The organism is Arthrobacter sp. MYb213, from assembly GCF_002979915.1.
GTDB lineage: Bacteria > Actinomycetota > Actinomycetes > Actinomycetales > Micrococcaceae > Glutamicibacter.
In genome coordinates this window covers 1-17,235 of sequence record NZ_PCQA01000007.1, presented here as the reverse complement: position 1 = coordinate 17,235, position 17,235 = coordinate 1, and the positions used below count along the sequence as shown (strand labels likewise).

Annotated in this window: 14 protein-coding genes; 12 read left to right on the top strand and 2 right to left on the bottom strand. The window is 60.6% G+C overall.

The genetic code is table 11. The features are described from left to right. Positions 1-207 precede the first annotated feature (207 nt). A complete protein-coding gene (locus CQ011_RS15155; RefSeq protein ID WP_181148153.1) occupies positions 208-1,755 on the top strand; it encodes a DUF5129 domain-containing protein in 1,548 nt (515 codons plus the stop codon). A 107-nt stretch (positions 1,756-1,862) separates the two neighbouring features. Here the strand turns inward: CQ011_RS15155 and CQ011_RS15150 are convergent, their stop codons facing one another. Next, on the bottom strand, positions 1,863-2,831 hold the full coding sequence (locus CQ011_RS15150) for a quinone oxidoreductase family protein (protein ID WP_105678557.1): 969 nt from the start codon (positions 2,829-2,831) through the stop codon (positions 1,863-1,865). Between the two features lie 170 nt (positions 2,832-3,001). Here CQ011_RS15150 and argC point away from each other — a divergent pair, with 170 nt between their 5' ends. Genes argC through CQ011_RS15120 form a run of 6 tightly spaced genes read left to right on the top strand, consistent with a single transcriptional unit; the run spans position 3,002 to position 8,937 of the window. Then, a complete protein-coding gene (argC, locus tag CQ011_RS15145; protein ID WP_105678556.1) occupies positions 3,002-4,033 on the top strand; it encodes an N-acetyl-gamma-glutamyl-phosphate reductase in 1,032 nt (343 codons plus the stop codon). After that, the gene (gene argJ / locus CQ011_RS15140; RefSeq protein ID WP_105678555.1) at positions 4,030-5,229 is read left to right on the top strand and encodes a bifunctional glutamate N-acetyltransferase/amino-acid acetyltransferase ArgJ; all 1,200 of its coding nucleotides are present in this window, start codon (positions 4,030-4,032) and stop codon (positions 5,227-5,229) included. Before argC ends, argJ begins: the two co-directional genes overlap by 4 nt. 26 nt (positions 5,230-5,255) lie before the next feature. After that, positions 5,256-6,182, top strand: a complete 927-nt coding sequence (argB, locus tag CQ011_RS15135; protein WP_105678554.1) for an acetylglutamate kinase — start codon at positions 5,256-5,258, stop codon at positions 6,180-6,182. 53 nt (positions 6,183-6,235) lie between these two features. Then, on the top strand, positions 6,236-7,423 hold the full coding sequence (locus tag CQ011_RS15130) for an acetylornithine transaminase (protein ID WP_105678766.1): 1,188 nt from the start codon (positions 6,236-6,238) through the stop codon (positions 7,421-7,423). Positions 7,424-7,473: 50 nt separating this feature from the next. Continuing rightward, positions 7,474-8,433 carry an ornithine carbamoyltransferase gene (gene argF / locus CQ011_RS15125; protein WP_105678553.1) on the top strand — a complete coding sequence of 320 codons (960 nt, stop codon included), beginning with the start codon at positions 7,474-7,476 and terminating at the stop codon, positions 8,431-8,433. Continuing rightward, positions 8,434-8,937 (top strand): arginine repressor, encoded by a 504-nt coding sequence (locus CQ011_RS15120; RefSeq protein WP_105678552.1) that lies wholly within the window; start codon positions 8,434-8,436, stop codon positions 8,935-8,937. A 215-nt stretch (positions 8,938-9,152) separates the two neighbouring features. Here CQ011_RS15120 and CQ011_RS15115 read toward each other — a convergent pair whose 3' ends face one another. Then, a complete protein-coding gene (locus CQ011_RS15115; protein ID WP_105678551.1) occupies positions 9,153-9,704 on the bottom strand; it encodes an O-acetyl-ADP-ribose deacetylase in 552 nt (183 codons plus the stop codon). A gap of 354 nt (positions 9,705-10,058) precedes the next feature. On the opposite strand from CQ011_RS15115, the gene argH reads away from it, so the two are divergent. The 5 genes from argH (at position 10,059) to tyrS (ending at position 16,807) form a co-directional block, all read left to right on the top strand. Beyond that, a complete protein-coding gene (gene argH / locus CQ011_RS15110) occupies positions 10,059-11,477 on the top strand; it encodes an argininosuccinate lyase (protein WP_105678550.1) in 1,419 nt (472 codons plus the stop codon). Between the two features lie 132 nt (positions 11,478-11,609). Next, on the top strand, positions 11,610-12,350 hold the full coding sequence (locus tag CQ011_RS15105; RefSeq protein WP_105678549.1) for a maleylpyruvate isomerase family mycothiol-dependent enzyme: 741 nt from the start codon (positions 11,610-11,612) through the stop codon (positions 12,348-12,350). A gap of 91 nt (positions 12,351-12,441) precedes the next feature. Next, entirely contained in the window at positions 12,442-12,975 is a 534-nt protein-coding gene (locus CQ011_RS15100; protein ID WP_502692890.1) for an adenine phosphoribosyltransferase, read from the top strand. A gap of 138 nt (positions 12,976-13,113) precedes the next feature. Next, a complete protein-coding gene (locus CQ011_RS15095) occupies positions 13,114-15,396 on the top strand; it encodes a HelD family protein (RefSeq protein ID WP_105678548.1) in 2,283 nt (760 codons plus the stop codon). 91 nt (positions 15,397-15,487) lie between these two features. After that, complete coding sequence (gene tyrS / locus CQ011_RS15090; RefSeq protein ID WP_181148152.1) at positions 15,488-16,807, top strand: tyrosine--tRNA ligase; 1,320 nt, start codon at positions 15,488-15,490, stop codon at positions 16,805-16,807. The last annotated feature ends 428 nt before the right edge of the window (positions 16,808-17,235 follow it).

The following is a 17,235-nucleotide window of genomic DNA, read 5'->3' as shown; positions in this document are numbered from 1 at the left end:
GGTCACGGGGAAGCATTGGGCACTTTTGGTCGTATGGATCACAACACTAGTGTCGCTGCGCGGACTCACCATGGTCGGCTCAATTCTTCCCGGTGGGGGCAGTGCGCGCAGCTGGGTGGGGATGCGCGGCGGCGTAAGCACCTAGTAGGCTAAATGATAAGCGCATCGATCGGAATAAATCTCGACACCCCTCTGGAGGAATTTTCCATGCATCAGCCCCACCCAACAGGCTTGAGCAAAGTTGCGAGGCCGATCCGTCGCACCATGGCTGCAGGATTTGCCGCCACGTTGCTGATGGCCAGCATCATCCCCGGAGCCTATGCTGCCGCGGCCGAGCCGGAGAATCTGGAATCGATCAGCGTTGATGACACCGCAAATGTGCTCAACGAGGACAAATTGCGCGACGCGATCGAACGTCTGGACTTTAATGAGCCGACCAAGGTGGCCGTATATTCGCGCAACGGAGAATATTCCGATGACATCAACACGAACACCCTAGATTTTGCGCGCAGTAGCCACCGTGAATGGATTTCGGATAAGCCCGACGACTATGGCGATTACTGGGCCGATGGCTACTTCATTATTACCCTGTCGGTGGAGGGCCAAGGAGACGGGCAGATCGGCACCTACTTCGGCGAGGATCGTAAGGTCTCCGAGGGGCAGATGGGGGCCATTCATGAGGCCGGCTACGAGGATTTTAACGCTGGGCGCTGGTCTGACGGGGTGATCGCGGTCGCCGAGCGCGGGTCCAAAATCATGAATCGCCCTTGGTATCAGCATCCGGCACTGGGGTGGACCGTGGGACTTGGCGGACTCGGGGCGCTGGGCACGGTGGGGATCACCGCCGCGGTACGCGCACACAATCGCACACGTTTTAGCCAAGCGCTCGCCGAGGGCACCGAACACCTGACCCGGGTCACGCTGGACCTGGATACTACCGAGCTTGCAGCGCGCACGCTCCCGGCCGACGCCGCGCACGCAACCGTACTGGCTAGCCGCTTCTCCGACTTCAGCGCCGATTACCGCACGGTGTTTAGTGAGCGCCAAGAGTTGGAGGCGGCGACGAAAAAGCTGCGTTCACGCAGTGTCGGAGTACTGCGGGCTAAAGATTTCTTGTCCACCGCGCAAACTCTGGATTTGACCGACGACGCGATCATCGATGCAGCATCGCTCTATACCCGCGATGCGAACTGGGAAGCTGCCTGGCGCAGGCAGATCGCCCCGCTACTTGAAGACCTCAATGCGTTGCCCGAACTGACCGAGAATTTTGTCACCGACCAGGCAAGCAGCGAAGAGGTTCGAGCCAGCGCGGCCGCGCTAAATTCCTTCGCGGCTCAAGCCCGTACGCAGTTGCAACGCCTGGGCGATGAGCTGAGCGGTGAAAGTATTGCGGTTGATGACGCGCTTGATGCGCTTTCGGATTTGCGTGTGCAACTGACCGAAAAACTTGATGCTTTGGCCAACGCACAAATCTTGACCTATGCGACGAGCCCGGAAGAGGAGGAAGAAATGCGCACGGAGCTCAATCGCTCACGCCATGACGCAACGAATCAAAGTCCGCGCGCGGTCGGCACAATTTTGGATGTCAGCTACCCGGCGGCGATGTATTGGTCCGTGGGTTCCTACAACACCGGGTATAGCCAAGCGGTCAGTTCGGTGGATAGCTCACGCTCATCCGGTGGCGCTTCGGGTGTTTCTCAGGGCTACTCCGGTGGGGGTAGTTTCTCCGGCGCCGGAGGCTCCTCGCACTTCTAAGGTTGCCCCGCAACTGATCAAACCAACGGCGAAGGCCTGCCACCAAATTCGGTGACAGGCCTTCGCTATGTGGTGCTATTGGGTGCCTTGGCGCGTGAGTCAGGCGTTTAGGGAACAAGGAGCACCTTGCCGGTGGTCTGTCGCGATTCCAAGGCCCGATGCGCCTGGTCCGCGTCTTTGAGCGCGAACTGTTGGCCCACCCGAATATCAAGCTCACCGGAAGCCACCCAGCCGAACACGTCGCCAAAACGCCAGGCGCGTTCCTCGTCGGTGGCTAGGAAGTCTGCGAGCTTCGGGCGGGTGACGGTCAAGGACCCACCCGCGTTTAAGCGCTGTAGGTCAAAGGGTGGCACCTGGCCGCTGGCTCCACCAAAGAGTGCAAGTGTGCCGCGACGCTTGAGTACCTTCAGCGAAGTGTCGAAGGTGTCTTTGCCGATGCCGTCGTAGACCGCATGCACGCCCTGGCCGTCGGTGACCTGGTCAACGGTGGCCTCGACCTGGTCGTAAGCCACCACGTAATCTGCTCCGGCGGCACGCGCCAAGTCCTTCTTTTCTTGGGTGGAGGCGGTGGTGATCACCGTCGCGCCCTTCATCTTCAGGATCTGCGTCAGTAATAGGCCCACTCCGCCGGCGCCGGCGTAGGTGAGGATGACGTCGCCCGAACGGACCAGATAGCTCGAATGCGTCAGGTAGTGCGAGGTCATGCCCTGCAACGGCAGCGCGGCGGCGAGGCGCAGATCGACGTTGTCAGGCACCTTGCCCAGTTGGTTTTCGTCGACCACCGCAAATTGCGCGTAGCCCTTGGTGCCGCTGGAGGTCGCCACACGGTCCCCGACCTTCAGGTGACGCACGTTTTTGCCGAGCTCGGTCACGGTGCCAGAAAATTCGGTTCCCGGGGTGAAGGGGTAGTCCACCGCGTAGACGCCGGAGCGTTGGTAGGTTTCGATGAAGTTCACGCCGATCGCTTCGATCTTCACCAAGACCTGGCCCTCGCCCGGGGTCTGGACGGGAGTAACACCGAGTTCCATCACTTCGGGTCCACCTGCGTGGGAGACGAGTATGCTCTGCTGATTCATACGATGCGCTTCCAATCTTTGTCCCTTGCCAGTTGCTGGCCGTTGCCTATTTCCAGTCTAAGCGTGGCGGGTGTGAGTGCGATGAGCGACAACCCCGAGCTAGCATGAAATGACGAACAATTTATGCATATTTATTAGGTTTGATGCATAACCGGTTGTAGAGTGAGGTCATGACGATTTCAGTTGCTGTCTCCGGCGCCAGCGGATACGCCGGAGGCGAAGTCCTTAGAATTTTAGCCAATCACCCAGAGGTAGAGATTGGTGCGATCACCGCGCATTCCCAAGCCGGATTGCGACTAGGCGGCATCGCCCCGCACCTGCACTCCCTGGCCGATCGGGTACTGGTGGAAACCACCGTGGAAAACCTCGCCGGACACGACGTGGTCTTTCTGGCTCTACCGCACGGCGCGAGCGCAGCGGTGGCAGCGGCCCTGCCCGAATCCACCCTGGTCATTGACGCCGGTGCGGACCACCGCCTGGAATCGGCGAGCGCCTGGGAAAAATTCTACGGCTCACCACACGCCGGATCCTGGCCCTACGGACTGCCTGAACTTCCCGGTACACGCGAGAAACTTGCCGGCGCCAAACGCGTCGCCGTACCCGGTTGTTACCCCACCGGCGGCCAACTAGCCCTGGCACCGGGTTACCACGCCGGGCTACTTGAGCCACAAGACGTAGTCATCGTTTCCGCCTCCGGCACCTCCGGCGCAGGCAAAAGCGCCAAAACCCACCTGCTGGGCAGCGAAACCATGGGCTCGATGAGCACCTATGGGGTCGGCGGCGTGCACCGCCACATTCCCGAAATGGAACAGGGCCTTTCCAAGCTGGCCGGCGAGGCGGTCACCGTGTCCTTCACCCCGACGCTGGCGCCGATGCCGCGCGGCATCCTGACCACCGCCACCGCACTGGTAAAGGCCGGGGTTAGCGCCGACCAATTGCGCGATGCCTGGGCATCGGCCTACGCCAACGAACCATTTGTGCACCTATTGCCCGAGGGGCAGTGGCCTACCACCGGCGCGGTGCAAGCCTCAAACCACGTGCACATGCAATTAGCGTTCGACGAGCACGCCGGACGCGTGATCGTCACCGCCGCGCTGGACAACCTCACCAAGGGCACCGCCGGCGCCGCCGTGCAATCGATGAACATCGCACTCGGGCTACCCGAAACCACCGGATTGTTAATGCAAGGAGTCGCACCGTGAGCCTCACCCACACCCCAACCTTTGAGCAGGCCGAACTAGCCGGAGTCACCGCACCGGCAGGATTTAGCGCCGCAGGCGTGCCAGCGGGCCTGAAATCCACGGGCAAAAACGACGTGGTGCTGGTGACCAACCAGGGCCCGAACTACACGGCGGCCGCGGTCTTCACCGCCAACCGCGTGGCGGCAGCCCCGGTGCACTGGTCCAAACAGGTGATCACCGACGGCCGAGTGGACGCGATCGTGTTGAACTCCGGCGGCGCCAACGCCTGCACCGGAGCCGAAGGCTTTGCCAACACGCACCGCACCGCGGAGCACGTTGCCGGACTTTTGAACATTTCCTCCGGTGACGTGGCAGTAGCCTCCACCGGGCTCATCGGCGAACAACTGCCGATGGACAAGCTACTGGCCGGGGTGGATCACGCAGCAACCGCGCTCGCCGGTGGTCAGGACGCCTCCGATCAGGCGGCGGCCGGCATCATGACCACCGACACCGTGCCAAAAATTGCCTCGCGCGCCGTGGGCGGGTACACCTTGGGCGGCATGGCGAAGGGTGCGGGCATGCTCGCCCCGGCGCTGGCCACGATGCTGGTGGTGCTGACCACTGATGCGGTGCTCGACGCCGCACAGCTTGATGCGGCATTGCGCGCAGCCACCGCGGTCAGCTTTGATCGGGCAGACTCAGATGGCTGCATGTCCACCAACGACACGGTGCTGCTGATGTCCTCCGGCGCCTCCGGGATCACCCCGGACACCGAAGAGTTCACCGCCGCACTGGCAGATATGTGCCAGGAATTGGCGGCCAAGCTCATCGACGACGCGGAGGGTGCACAGCACACCATTGCGGTGCGGACCTTTAATGCTGCTACCGAGGCCGACGCGCTAGAGGTATCCCGCGCGGTCTCCCGCTCGAACCTGGTGAAAACCGCGATCTTCGGCAAGGACCCGAACTGGGGCCGGGTGCTCTCCGAGGTCGGCACCACGCGTGCGGCCTTTGAACCCGATGAACTGAACGTCTCGATCAACTCGGTGATGGTCTGCAAAAACGGTGGTGTCGGCGAGGACCGTTCGCTGGTCTCGCTAGAGGACCGCAACGTCTCGATCGACATTGATCTGAACGCCGGATCCGCACAGGCCACCATCTTGACCAACGACCTGACCCACGACTACGTCCACGAAAACTCCGCCTACTCCAGCTAGGCACGCACCCTAGGAGCCCGGCCACGATGCCGCACACCGAACAAAGTCACCTCGGCGCAGCCCGCACCAAGGCTGAAGCGCTCATCGAAGCGCTGCCCTGGATTCAACGTTTCGCCGGAACCACGATGGTCATCAAATACGGTGGCAACGCGATGGTCAACGACCAGCTACGCCGCGCCTTCGCCGAGGACATCGTGTTCCTGCGTCACGCCGGAATCAACCCGGTAGTGGTGCACGGTGGCGGACCGCAGATCAACAAGATGCTTGACACGTTGGGCATCAAATCAGAATTTCGTGGTGGGCTGCGGGTGACCACACCCGAGGCGATGGATGTGGTACGCATGGTGCTCACCGGCCAGGTGCAACGTGACCTGGTGGGGCTAATCAACTCGCATGGCCCCTACTCGGTGGGCATGTCCGGGGAGGACGGCGCGATGCTGCAAGCGGTTCGTACCGGCACCATCGTCGACGGGCTGCCCGTTGATTTGGGTTTGGTCGGCGAGGTGATCAAGGTGCGCACCGATCAGGTGGACTCGTTGGTCTCCGCCGGGATGATCCCGGTTATTTCCACCGTGGCCCCGGAATTTGATGCGGATGGGGAGCCTACCGGCGCGATCCTCAACGTCAACGCGGATACCGCGGCCGCGGCGCTGGCCACCGCGCTGGGCGCTGCCAAACTGGTCATCCTCACCGACGTGGAGGGTCTCTACGCGGCGTGGCCGGACAAGTCCTCGCTGATCAGCTCGATTACCAACGATGAGCTGCGCACCATGTTGCCGACCCTGGAATCGGGCATGATCCCGAAGATGGGGGCCTGCCTGAAGGCGGTCGACGAGGGAGTGGCCCAGGCGCATATCGTCGACGGCCGCGAGGCGCACTCGATGCTGCTCGAAATTTTCACCACCGCCGGGGTTGGCACCCAGGTGGTACCCCAGGATAAGGAATCAAAGTGAGTCAGGAATTGCACCCAAGTGGTGCGCTGAATCAGGCCAATGAGCTCTCCTCGATGCATGGCGCCGAGCTGACCGAGCGTTACAGCAAGTCGCTGCTCGGCGTTTTTGGCACCCCCTCACGAGTTTTGGTGCGTGGCGCCGGCTGCCACGTCTGGGACGCCGACGGCAACCGGTACTTAGATCTGCTCGGCGGCATCGCGGTGAACACCCTTGGTCACGCGAACCCGCTGCTGACCAGCGTGATCACCAGTCAGTTGGCGACCTTGGGGCATGTGTCGAACTTTTTCAGCACCCCAACGCAGATTGCCCTGGCGGAGAAGCTACTAGAAATTTCTGCCGCGCCGGCCGGGTCCAAGGTGTTCTTCACGAACTCCGGCACCGAGGCGAACGAGGCTGCGTTGAAGCTGACCCGGCGTAATGTCGGAACCGAACAGACCCCGCGCACCAAGGTGATCGCCCTGGAACACTCCTTCCACGGCCGCACCCTTGGCGCGCTGTCGCTGACCTATAAGCCCAAGTACCGCGAACCCTTCGCCCCGCTGCCAGATAATGTCAGCTGGATTCCGGCCGGTGATATCCAGGCGCTACGTGAGGCGGTCGACGAAACCGTTGCGGCGGTGTTCATCGAACCCATTCAGGGTGAAGCAGGGGTGCGCGAGTTGGACGCAGAGTACCTGCGCGCGGCCCGCGAGATCACCAAGGACGCCGGTGCACTCTTGGTTTTTGACGAGGTGCAGACCGGAATGGGTCGCACCGGACAATTTTTTGCCTCCGCACCGGTGCTCCCGGACGTGATGACCCTAGCTAAGGGTCTGGGCGGCGGGTTCCCGATCGGCGCGATGATCGTCTTCGGGGAAGAAAACACCAGCTGGCTGACCCCGGGGGACCACGGCACCACCTTTGGTGGCAACCCGGTGGCCTGCGCCGCGGGTCTGGCCGTCATCCACACCATTGAAAACGAAAATCTGCTGGAGCATGTACGCGAAACCGGTCACTGGTTACGCACCGCGCTGGCCGAGGTCGACGGGATTAGCACCGTGCGTGGCCGCGGTCTGCTGACCGCCTTTGAATTGCAGACGGCGGCCGCGCCGAAGTTTGTTTCCGCCGCGCTAGATGCCGGGTTCATCGTCAACGCCACCGACGAGCGCACCATCCGCCTGGCCCCACCACTGATTATTACCCGCGAACAACTCGAAACCTTCCTCGCCGCCGTGCCACAGCTGCTGACCGCGGCCGTCTAAACCTTGCGAACGAACAGCCCGGCTACCGCCGGAAACTAAGGAATCATCCCATGAGTCTTACCCGCCACTTCCTCACCGACCTTGATCTGAGCCCGGCAGAGCAGTCCAAAGTTTTGGACCTCGCCGCAGCGATGAAGGCCGACAAATACGGCTTCGCACCCTACGCGGGCCCGCAAACCGTCGCGGTCTTCTTCGACAAAACCTCTACGCGTACTCGCGTTTCCTTCCACGCGGGGATTGCCGAGTTGGGCGGCTCACCGCTGATCATCAACTCCACCGATTCGCAGCTGGGGCACAAGGAGACCATCGCCGATTCCGCTCAGGTGTTGGCGCGCATGGTGTCCACCATCGTATGGCGCACCTACGCTCAGTCCGGGCTCGAAGAGATGGCAGCGAATTCGGCGGTGCCGGTGATTAACGCGCTATCTGATGATTACCACCCCTGCCAGCTACTGGCGGACCTGCTGACCGTGCGTGAGCACAAGGGCAAAACCGCGGGTCTGACCATGGTCTACCTGGGCGACTCGGCCAACAATATGGCCAACTCCTACCTGCTCGCCGGGGTCACCGCCGGCATGCACGTACGCATCGCCGGCCCTGAAGGCTACCTGCCATCGGCCGAGATCATTGCCGCAGCCCAGATCCGTGCCGAAGAAACCGGCGGCTCGGTGGTCATCACCACCGATGCGGCGCAGGCGCTGCAGGATGCCGACGTGGTCGTCACCGACACCTGGGTTTCCATGGGTCAGGAAGATGAGAAGGCAGCGCGGCAGAAGCTCTTCGTGGATTACGCGGTGGACGCCGAGGCGATGAAGCTTGCCAAGGACGACGCGATCGTCCTGCACTGCCTGCCGGCCTACCGTGGCTACGAGATTTCCGCCGAGGTGCTCGACGGCCCACAGTCGGTGGTGTTTGATGAGGCCGAGAACCGGGTTCACGCGCAGAAGGCCATCATGACCTGGCTGATGGTCGCTTCCGGTCTGGCACACGATCCCCGAGTGGAGCTCTAAATGTCGGCACAGCCAAGCACCAAAACAGCGCGCCAAGCCCGGATCCGTGCGTTCTTGGGCAATAATTCGGTTAAATCTCAGGCAGAACTGCTTGGCTTGCTCAAAGATGACGGGTTGGAAGTCACCCAGGCAACGCTCTCCCGCGATTTAGTGGAGATCGGAGCCGTGCGCATCCGCGACCATCTGGGCCAACTGATTTATGCGATCCGTCAAGAGGGCGGGGATCGTTCCCCGCAGACCGCCATCACCCAGGAGGTGCTCGACGCGCGTCTGGCTAAAATCTGTCAGGAGCAGTTGGTGACCGCAGAGGGCTCGGCAAATATCGTTGTTCTGCGCACCCCGCCGGGGGCCGCGAACCTGCTGGCGCTGGCCATCGACCACTCGCAGATTCCCGCGATTCTTGGCTGTATCGCGGGCGATGACACGATTATGGTGATCACCCGCGCCGCCGATGGGGCCAGCCAGGTAGCTAGCCGCTTTTTGCAGCTGGCCGAACCGCGCTAACCTGGCCCAACACGCAAAGCGCAGCACCGCACAAATTTCATGCACGAGTAACGCGCCACCGAAAGGGTTTTCACCCGCGGTGGCGTGCTGCGTTAATCAGTTATGACACCGGCGCATCCGCGGTGCACAGCACACCTCGTGAGAAATGAAATTACCCGTCATCGCACAGGAGTGGTGACGGGTAATTTTGTTCTTAGCGGGTTGGGCTCTTGGTGCTAGGCGGCCAACTGGTCTACCGAGGACATCCCAAAGGCCTCTTCGAAGGCCTCTTGAACTTCGTCAGTGTGCGAGACCATGACGATGCGGCGGATTGGCGAAACGTGCTTATTCGTTTCCACCCATGCGCTAATGGTGTCAAAACCAATTTGCGCGACCGTCTGTGCAGGCCAGCCGAACGCACCGGCACCCACTGCAGGAAATGCGATGGAGTGCGCCTCATGCCGTGCCGCCAGATAGAGCGAATTGCTAAAACAATCGGCCAAGATCTTCGGGTTCGGTTTAATCAGTGCGAGGTTTGGCGCCGCGGTATGGATGACCCATTTGGCGCTAAGGTTTCCGGCCTTCGTCGCCACCGCAATACCTGAAGGGATTCCGTCGGGGTACCTGGCCGCACGAACTGCACGGCAGGCGGCTAGCAGGGCAGGCCCGGCCGCCGCATGAATAGCTCCGTCGACGCCGCCCCCACCCAATAACGAGGGATTGGCTGCATTGACGATGGCATCAACGTTCAACGTGGTGATATCACCGCGGTACAACTGGATTTCCATGGGGTTTCCTCCAACGAAGTATCCGTATTCGGCTTTGTGTCTCTCACCATACGCTCGCGCTGGCACCTGCGGAAGTAGCAAACGCACAACTCACCGTGTCCTGACTAAAAATCTATACGCGGTTCACAGGTTGGCGCCCGATCCGGCATTTACGTCGGCTGCGAAGCTTTGCAACGGGTGGCGGATGGAGGCTCCGGAGCTGAATTTGTCCACGATCGTGCCGTGCCCTGAGCGGTGCACACTGAACTCGCTGAATAATTATGAGCGACAATGCATAATGCTTTGCTAGAGTGGAAGCAGCGCATCATCAACTTTGCCCGTCACCCGGCGGGATCTGGCTGAAAGGAACGAGTTATGTCCTCGTCAACAAATCAAGGATCGCTCTGGGGTGGCCGCTTCTCCGGTGGGCCAGCAGAAGCGATGGCAGCACTGAGCAAGTCCACCCACTTTGACTGGCGCCTAGCCGGGTATGACATCGCCGGCTCCCGCGCTCACGCCAAGGTGCTCCAGCGTGCCGGGTTGCTGACCGAGACCGAACTGAGCGATATGCTCAGCGCCCTGAACCAGCTCGAAGCAGATGTAAAGTCTGAAGCCTACGTGGCCGCCGAATCGGATGAAGATGTGCACGGCTCCTTGGAGCGCGGGTTGCTCGAACGTGCCGGCACCCAATTGGGCGGCAAGCTACGTGCTGGCCGTTCACGCAACGACCAGATCGCCACCTTAGGCCGAATGTTCCTGCGCGACCACGCCCGGATCATCGCCGGCGGCGTCATCGATACCATCGACGCGATGCTAGAGCAGGCCAAGGCGCACCCCTACGCGCCGATGCCCGGCCGCACCCACCTGCAGCACGCCCAGCCGATCCTGCTCTCACACTTGCTGCTTGCTTACGCGTGGCCACTGTTGCGTGATGTGCAGCGCTTTGTCGACTGGGATAAGCGCGCAGCGGTGTCCCCTTACGGCTCCGGCGCGTTGGCCGGGCAGACGCTCGGGCTTGACCCGAACTTCGTCGCCGCGGAACTGGGCTTCGACTCGGCGGTTTTCAACTCGATCGACGGCACCGCCGCACGCGACGTCTTCGCAGAATTCTCCTGGATCACCGCGATGATCGGCGTAGACCTGTCCCGGGTCAGCGAAGAAGTGATCCTGTGGGCCACGAAGGAGTTTAGCTTCGTGAAATTGCACGATGCCTTCTCCACCGGCTCCTCGATCATGCCGCAGAAAAAGAACCCGGATATTGCCGAGCTTGCACGCGGTAAGGCGGGACGTTTGATCGGCGACCTGACCGGACTCATGGCTACGCTCAAGGCGCTGCCGTTGGCCTACAACCGCGACCTGCAGGAAGACAAAGAGCCGGTATTCGACGCGGCGGACACCCTAGAAATGTTGTTGCCGGCGATGGCAGGCATGATGGGCACGCTGACCTTTAACACCGAGCGCATGGCGCAGCTCGCGCCACAGGGTTTTGCCCTAGCCACCGACATTGCCGAATGGTTAGTCCGTCAGGGCGTGCCGTTCCGTGACGCACACGAACTTTCCGGTGCCGCGGTGCAATTGGCCGAATCGCGTGGCGTGGAGCTGTGGGATTTGACCGACGAAGAATACGCCGGCATTTCGGAACACTTAACCCCGAAGGTGCGTGAGGTCTTGTCCACCGAGGGCTCGCTTAATGCCCGTAATGGCCAGGGCGGTACCGCCCCGAGCGCCGTCGCAGAGCAAATTGTCGAGTTTGAACGCCAGCTTGATCAGATTCGCGCCTGGGCCAAGGCCTAAAGCGACACTGCACAAATAAACCGCTTCCCGGGCGGCCGCTTAGCTACGCATTGCGCGTGGTTGATCGGCCGCCCGGCGCGTTCTGGGTGCCGGACTTCTGCACGGGAACCGGTGCGCGCTAGAGTGTGTGCCATGACACTTCAACTGCCTCCGAAACAACTCATTGCACATGTGACCACCGCCTTGGACGAACTGGTCGCGCAGCTTTCCACCCTGGCTGACGAGGATTTCGCCAAGCCCAGCTCGTTGCCCGGCTGGAGTACCGCGCAACTGGTCGCGCACCTACATTCCCTCGCGCTGGCCGCAAACCGGCAATTTGAGCAGGCCGGGTCCGCGCAGCTCCCACCGATGTATGACGGGGGAGCGGCCGGGCGAATCGAGGCAATCAATATGGCCGCGCTGATGCGGCCGGAAAAACTCCGCGAACTGGTGACCGCTTCCTTAGCCCAGCTACGCGCTACCCTAGGCACCGTGCAAGCGCACTTCGAAGAGCCCGTTGGCTATCGTCCGGGAGCGAAGGTGGCCGATATGGTTTACGCGGTCTGGCGAGAAATGCTGATCCACGCCACCGACCTGAACGAATTTATCCGCCCCGCCGCTAGCTGGCCGCAAGAATTTTCCGACCATCTGCTGCGTGCCCTGGCCGCTCGGGTTAAGCCAGAGGACCGCATCGTATTGCAACCCCACGGCCGCCAGCGTCAGGTGATTGGTGATGGCGAGCGATCGTGGGTATTAGAGGGAACAGATTTTGATTTGGCCGCCTGGTTGTCCGGCCGGCCGGTGGGCGGGGTGGTTCGTGCCACGCAGGCCGCGGATTCGGCCGATTTCCCCACCTTGTTACCGTGGCCTAGCGACGTATTGATGGCGCGTTAGACTCCGGTTGACGCCAAACGTGTGCGCGATCGCAGAGCAAAAGCCGATTCCCGGTCTTTCGCAACCCGTTGGACGCACTAAAATATTACGCGTGACTAATAACGAGAGTATAAGTGAGCTGCTAGACCGACTGTGCGCAGTGGTCGCAGACTACCCACAACCCGGGGTCTCCTTTAAGGACCTCACCCCGGTGTTTGCTGACCCGCAGGGGTTGCGCCGATTGGTTGATGAGCTGATCGCGCCCTTCGCCGGGCAGTTCGACATCGTCGCCGGGCTAGAAGCGCGTGGATTTGTGCTTGCCGCCGCGGCTGCCTACGCCTCGGGCACCGGAATGCTGACCATCCGTAAGGCCGGAAAGTTGCCGCGCGAGGTATACCGCGATGATTACACCTTGGAATATGGTTCAGCTTCGCTGGAGCTGCACAAGGATGAGATCGCGCCCGGCACCCGCGTGTTGGTACTCGACGACGTGCTCGCCACCGGTGGCACCGTGGGCTCCGCAGTCCGGTTGATCGAACGCGCCGGCGGGGTGGTGGCCGGAGTCGGCGTAATTTTGGAGCTCGAAGAACTTAGCGGACGCGCCAACCTGGGCGATCACCAGGTGCTCAGCTTACAAAAAGTTTAGTGTTTCTAACCGGTGCCGGGCGCCGGCCATGGCCGGAAGATGACGCACGCGACTTCGCGGGATTAACCCCGCGCCGAACAACGCGCGTATCATAATCTGTCCTGTATATAAGCGATATGAGCGCGAGGGGAACCAAGATTGAGCGGTACGATCGAGCAGGATCTGCTCGCCGAAAGCCAGTATGTCTCACGACTATATGACCGGCTTGATGAGTTGCGCGCCGAAAAGGTCGAGCAGCTTGCACGCACCCGGGCTACCGGCGCGGTAGGAACCTTCCAAAACCAGTCCGAACGTGACTCCTTTGCGAGCCTTTATGAGGATCGCATCGCGCAATTGGACGCGGTGCAGGACCGATTGGTCTTTGGCCGGTTGGATCTGGCCGAGCAAGGGGAGGCGCAAGCCGAGTCCAACGGCGCGGGGAATTCACCGCGCTACATTGGACGCATCGGGCTCTCCGATGATGAGTTGAACCGGTTGATGATCGACTGGCGCGCCTCCGAAGCCGCACCGTTTTATCAGGCGACCGCGCTAAATCCGCGCGGTGTACGTCGCCGCCGCCACCTCATGCTCAAGGGCCGCTCCGTCGCAGGTATCGAAGACGATGTGCTCGACGGAACCTGGCTCGATGAGGGTCACACGCACCACGGTGAAGGTGCGTTGATGGCCGCGCTACGCGAAAAGCGCACCGGCCGTATGGGCGACATTGTCGGCACCATCCAGGCCGAGCAGGATGCGATCATTCGCGCCGATCTTCCTGGAGCCGTGGTGGTTCAGGGTGGACCGGGTACCGGTAAAACCGCCGTCGCGCTACACCGTGCAGCCTTTCTGCTCTACGAATACCGCGAACGGCTCAAGCACGCAGGCGTGCTCATCGTTGGCCCGTCCAATTCATTTATGCGCTATATCGAACGAGTGCTGCCTTCGCTGGGTGAAACCGGCGTGGTGATGTCCTCGGTCGGCGAGCTGTACCACGGGGTACATGCCGGACCGGAAACCGCACGTAATGTCGCCCGGGTGAAGGGTCGACTATCGATGGCAAAGGTCATCGGCGCGGCGGTGCGCAATCGCCAGCGTCTGCTGGCCGAAGACCGCACGGTAGTTGTCGAAGGTACTCGGCTCACGCTGACTCGCGGAATGGTGCGCAACGCCCGCGAACGTGCCCGTCATACACATAAGCCGTATAACGAGGCACGCGAAACCTTCACCAAGGTGATCGTGGGAGATCTGGCCGAGCAGTTGCGCCGTAAATTGGAAGAATCCGCCGGACAACCAAGCGCCGCGGATCGTTCCTACCTTCCCCAGGAGGTGCGCGAATCTTGGGATGTGCGCGTGGCCGTCAACCTCTGCTGGATGCCAATGACCCCGCAGGGTCTGCTCTCGGAACTCTTTGCTAAACCGCATCTGTTGGAGGCTGCCGCCCCAAGGATGTCCCCAGCGGACCGCGATGCACTATTCCGCCCGGCCGGTTCGGCCTTCACCGAGGCTGACGTGCCGTTGCTCGATGAGGCAGCGGAACTATTGGGCGAGTTTGTGAACCCACAGGATCTGCCCGATACCTCGCAGTACGAGCGCGACGTGGAAAACGCCAAACGGGCGCTGGACAATATGGATACGATGCTCGCCAATGCGGGAATCGACGGGGTGGTGACCGCGGAGCAGGTAGCCGCGGTCAATCAGGAAACCATCGCCTCGGCCAGCGCGGCCGAACGTGCAGTCTCCGATCGCACCTGGGCCTACGGACATATTGTGGTCGACGAAGCTCAGGAACTTTCGCCGATGCAGTGGCGGCTTTTGGTGCGTCGTTGCCCGATGAAGTCCTTCACCATCGTCGGGGATATCGCGCAGACCTCTGCCGCCTCGGGGGCCAATAGCTGGGCCCAAGCGTTGGAACCGTTCTTCGCGGACCGCTACAAACTCGAAGAACTCACCGTCAATTACCGCACCCCGGCACAGATTGCCGATGCTGCGGTGCGCGTGGCTCAGGCCGCGGGTTTGCGGATCACCACGCCGCAAGCGGTGCGTGAAGGTGAATGGCCACCGGTGATTACCACCGTGGGCCAGGACCAGCTGATCCAGAGCTTGATCGAAGAACTACCTGGCGAATTGGAATACTCAGCAGGCGGGTTGCAAGCGGTGATCGTGCCACAAGAATTATTGGTTGCCGCGCGTGATGCGGTTACCAAGCGCTACACGGAGCGGGTGGGTACCGGTTCCGGTGGCCTAGCGCAGGACATCGTGGTGATTTCCGCCCGTGAATCCAAGGGTCTGGAATTCGACGGGGTAATGATCGTGGAACCGGCACTGCTGGTGGCAGAGGTAGATGGGGGAGTGGGCGACTTGTATGTAGCGATGACCCGCACCACCCAGCGTCTGCACGTGATCCACCATCAACCGCTGCCGGCCGGGTTTACCGAAGCCTAAGGCCGGAGGTTTACTCCCGCACGAGTATTTGTGGGTGTGATCGGCGGTACAAACTACGCCGTGGCGACGGGATTTTGCTAATGTTGAGAGCGTGTCTGAGAATAAGCAGAATCCCGTCATTGCGGGACAGAGTAATGATCCCTCCTTCGAGAACATCTGGCAGGAACTAAAGTGGCGCGGCCTAGTGCACGTGTCCACCGATGAAGCCGAGCTAGAGCGAGCCCTGGCCGAGGAGAGTATCACTTACTATTGCGGGTTCGATCCGACCGCACCCTCACTACACCTTGGCAACCTCGTTCAGTTGTTGAATATGCGTCGACTACAGTTGGCCGGTCACCAGCCACTGGCCCTGGTCGGTGGTTCCACCGGACTGATCGGTGATCCGCGGCAGACCGCCGAACGCACCCTGAATACCAAAGAGACCGTGACCGAATGGGTCACCCGTCTTCAGGCTCAGGTCTCACGCTTCCTGTCCAACCAGGGGCCGAACGCGGTACGTCTGGTGAACAACCTAGACTGGACCTCACAGCTATCGGCCTTGGACTTCCTGCGTGACGTAGGTAAGTACTTCCGCGTGGGCACGATGATCAAGAAAGAAATTGTTTCTGCACGGCTGAACTCCGATGAGGGCATCAGCTACACCGAGTTCTCCTACCAGGTGCTGCAGGGCTATGACTTCTTGGAGCTCAACCGACAGTACGGTTGCACCTTACAAACCGGTGGCTCGGACCAATGGGGCAACCTGACCAGCGGTACCGATTTGATCCGCAAGGTGCAGGGCAAGTCCGCTCACGCCTACGGCACTCCTTTGATCACCAACTCCGATGGCACCAAGTTCGGCAAGTCCGAAGGTAACGCCATTTGGTTGGACGCGGAAATGTGCAGCCCGTACGCGCTCTACCAGTTCTGGCTCAATACCGCAGACGCCGATGTTATTGATCGTTTGAAAGTCTTCACCTTCCTTACCCGCGAGCAGATTGAGGCGTTGGCGGTCGAGGTCGCCGAACGTCCATTCAAGCGCCAAGCTCAGCGCGAACTTGCCTGGTTGGTGACCTCATTGGTTCACGGTGAAGACGCGACCAATAAAGTTATCGCTGCCTCGGCCGCGGTATTCGGTAACGGAGATCTGAACGAGATCGATCTGCCAACACTGGAATCGGTGCTGGCCGAGCTGCCTTCGGCTCAGATTAGCGCCGATGATCTAGGTATCTTGAATGTGCTTCATACGTCGGGGCTTAGTGAATCGCTTTCGGCAGCGCGTCGTACCGTGAACGAGGGTGGCGCCTACGTGAACAACGAAAAGGTAGCCGGCATCGATTCGGTACTTAGCACCGAGGACTTCCTGCACGGTAAGTACGCCATTGTGCGTCGCGGCAAGAAGAATATGGCAGTTGTCGAGCTAACCGCTTAGTCAAACACCCACGTAGTTCGGCTAAAAACCAGAAACCGTCAGAAAAGTCTGTGAACCACAACACTTTTCTGGCGGTTTTCTTGTATCTAAAACACTAAATCACTAGTCAGATAGAGTTTATGGGTAATTTTTAGTGGGAATAGCCGATTTGCGCGTTGCTCAGAATGAACGTATAGTTTTTCTCTGTTGCCGAAACGAAAACAACGTGGAATACACGAAGAATTCATTCGGTAGCAAAGAGCTTTTCGCAAGGCGTTTCGACTGGTTATGACCGGTTCACGGAACATGCTAGAGTTGAAAAGTTGCTCCGGAGCGAAGCAGTCACCGAGTTTTGGTGGTTGTGGTGTCGAGAGTGTTTGTTGTTTGAGAACTCAATAGTGTGCCAAGTTTGTTGATACCGAATTATTTTTAATTTGGTGGATATATAA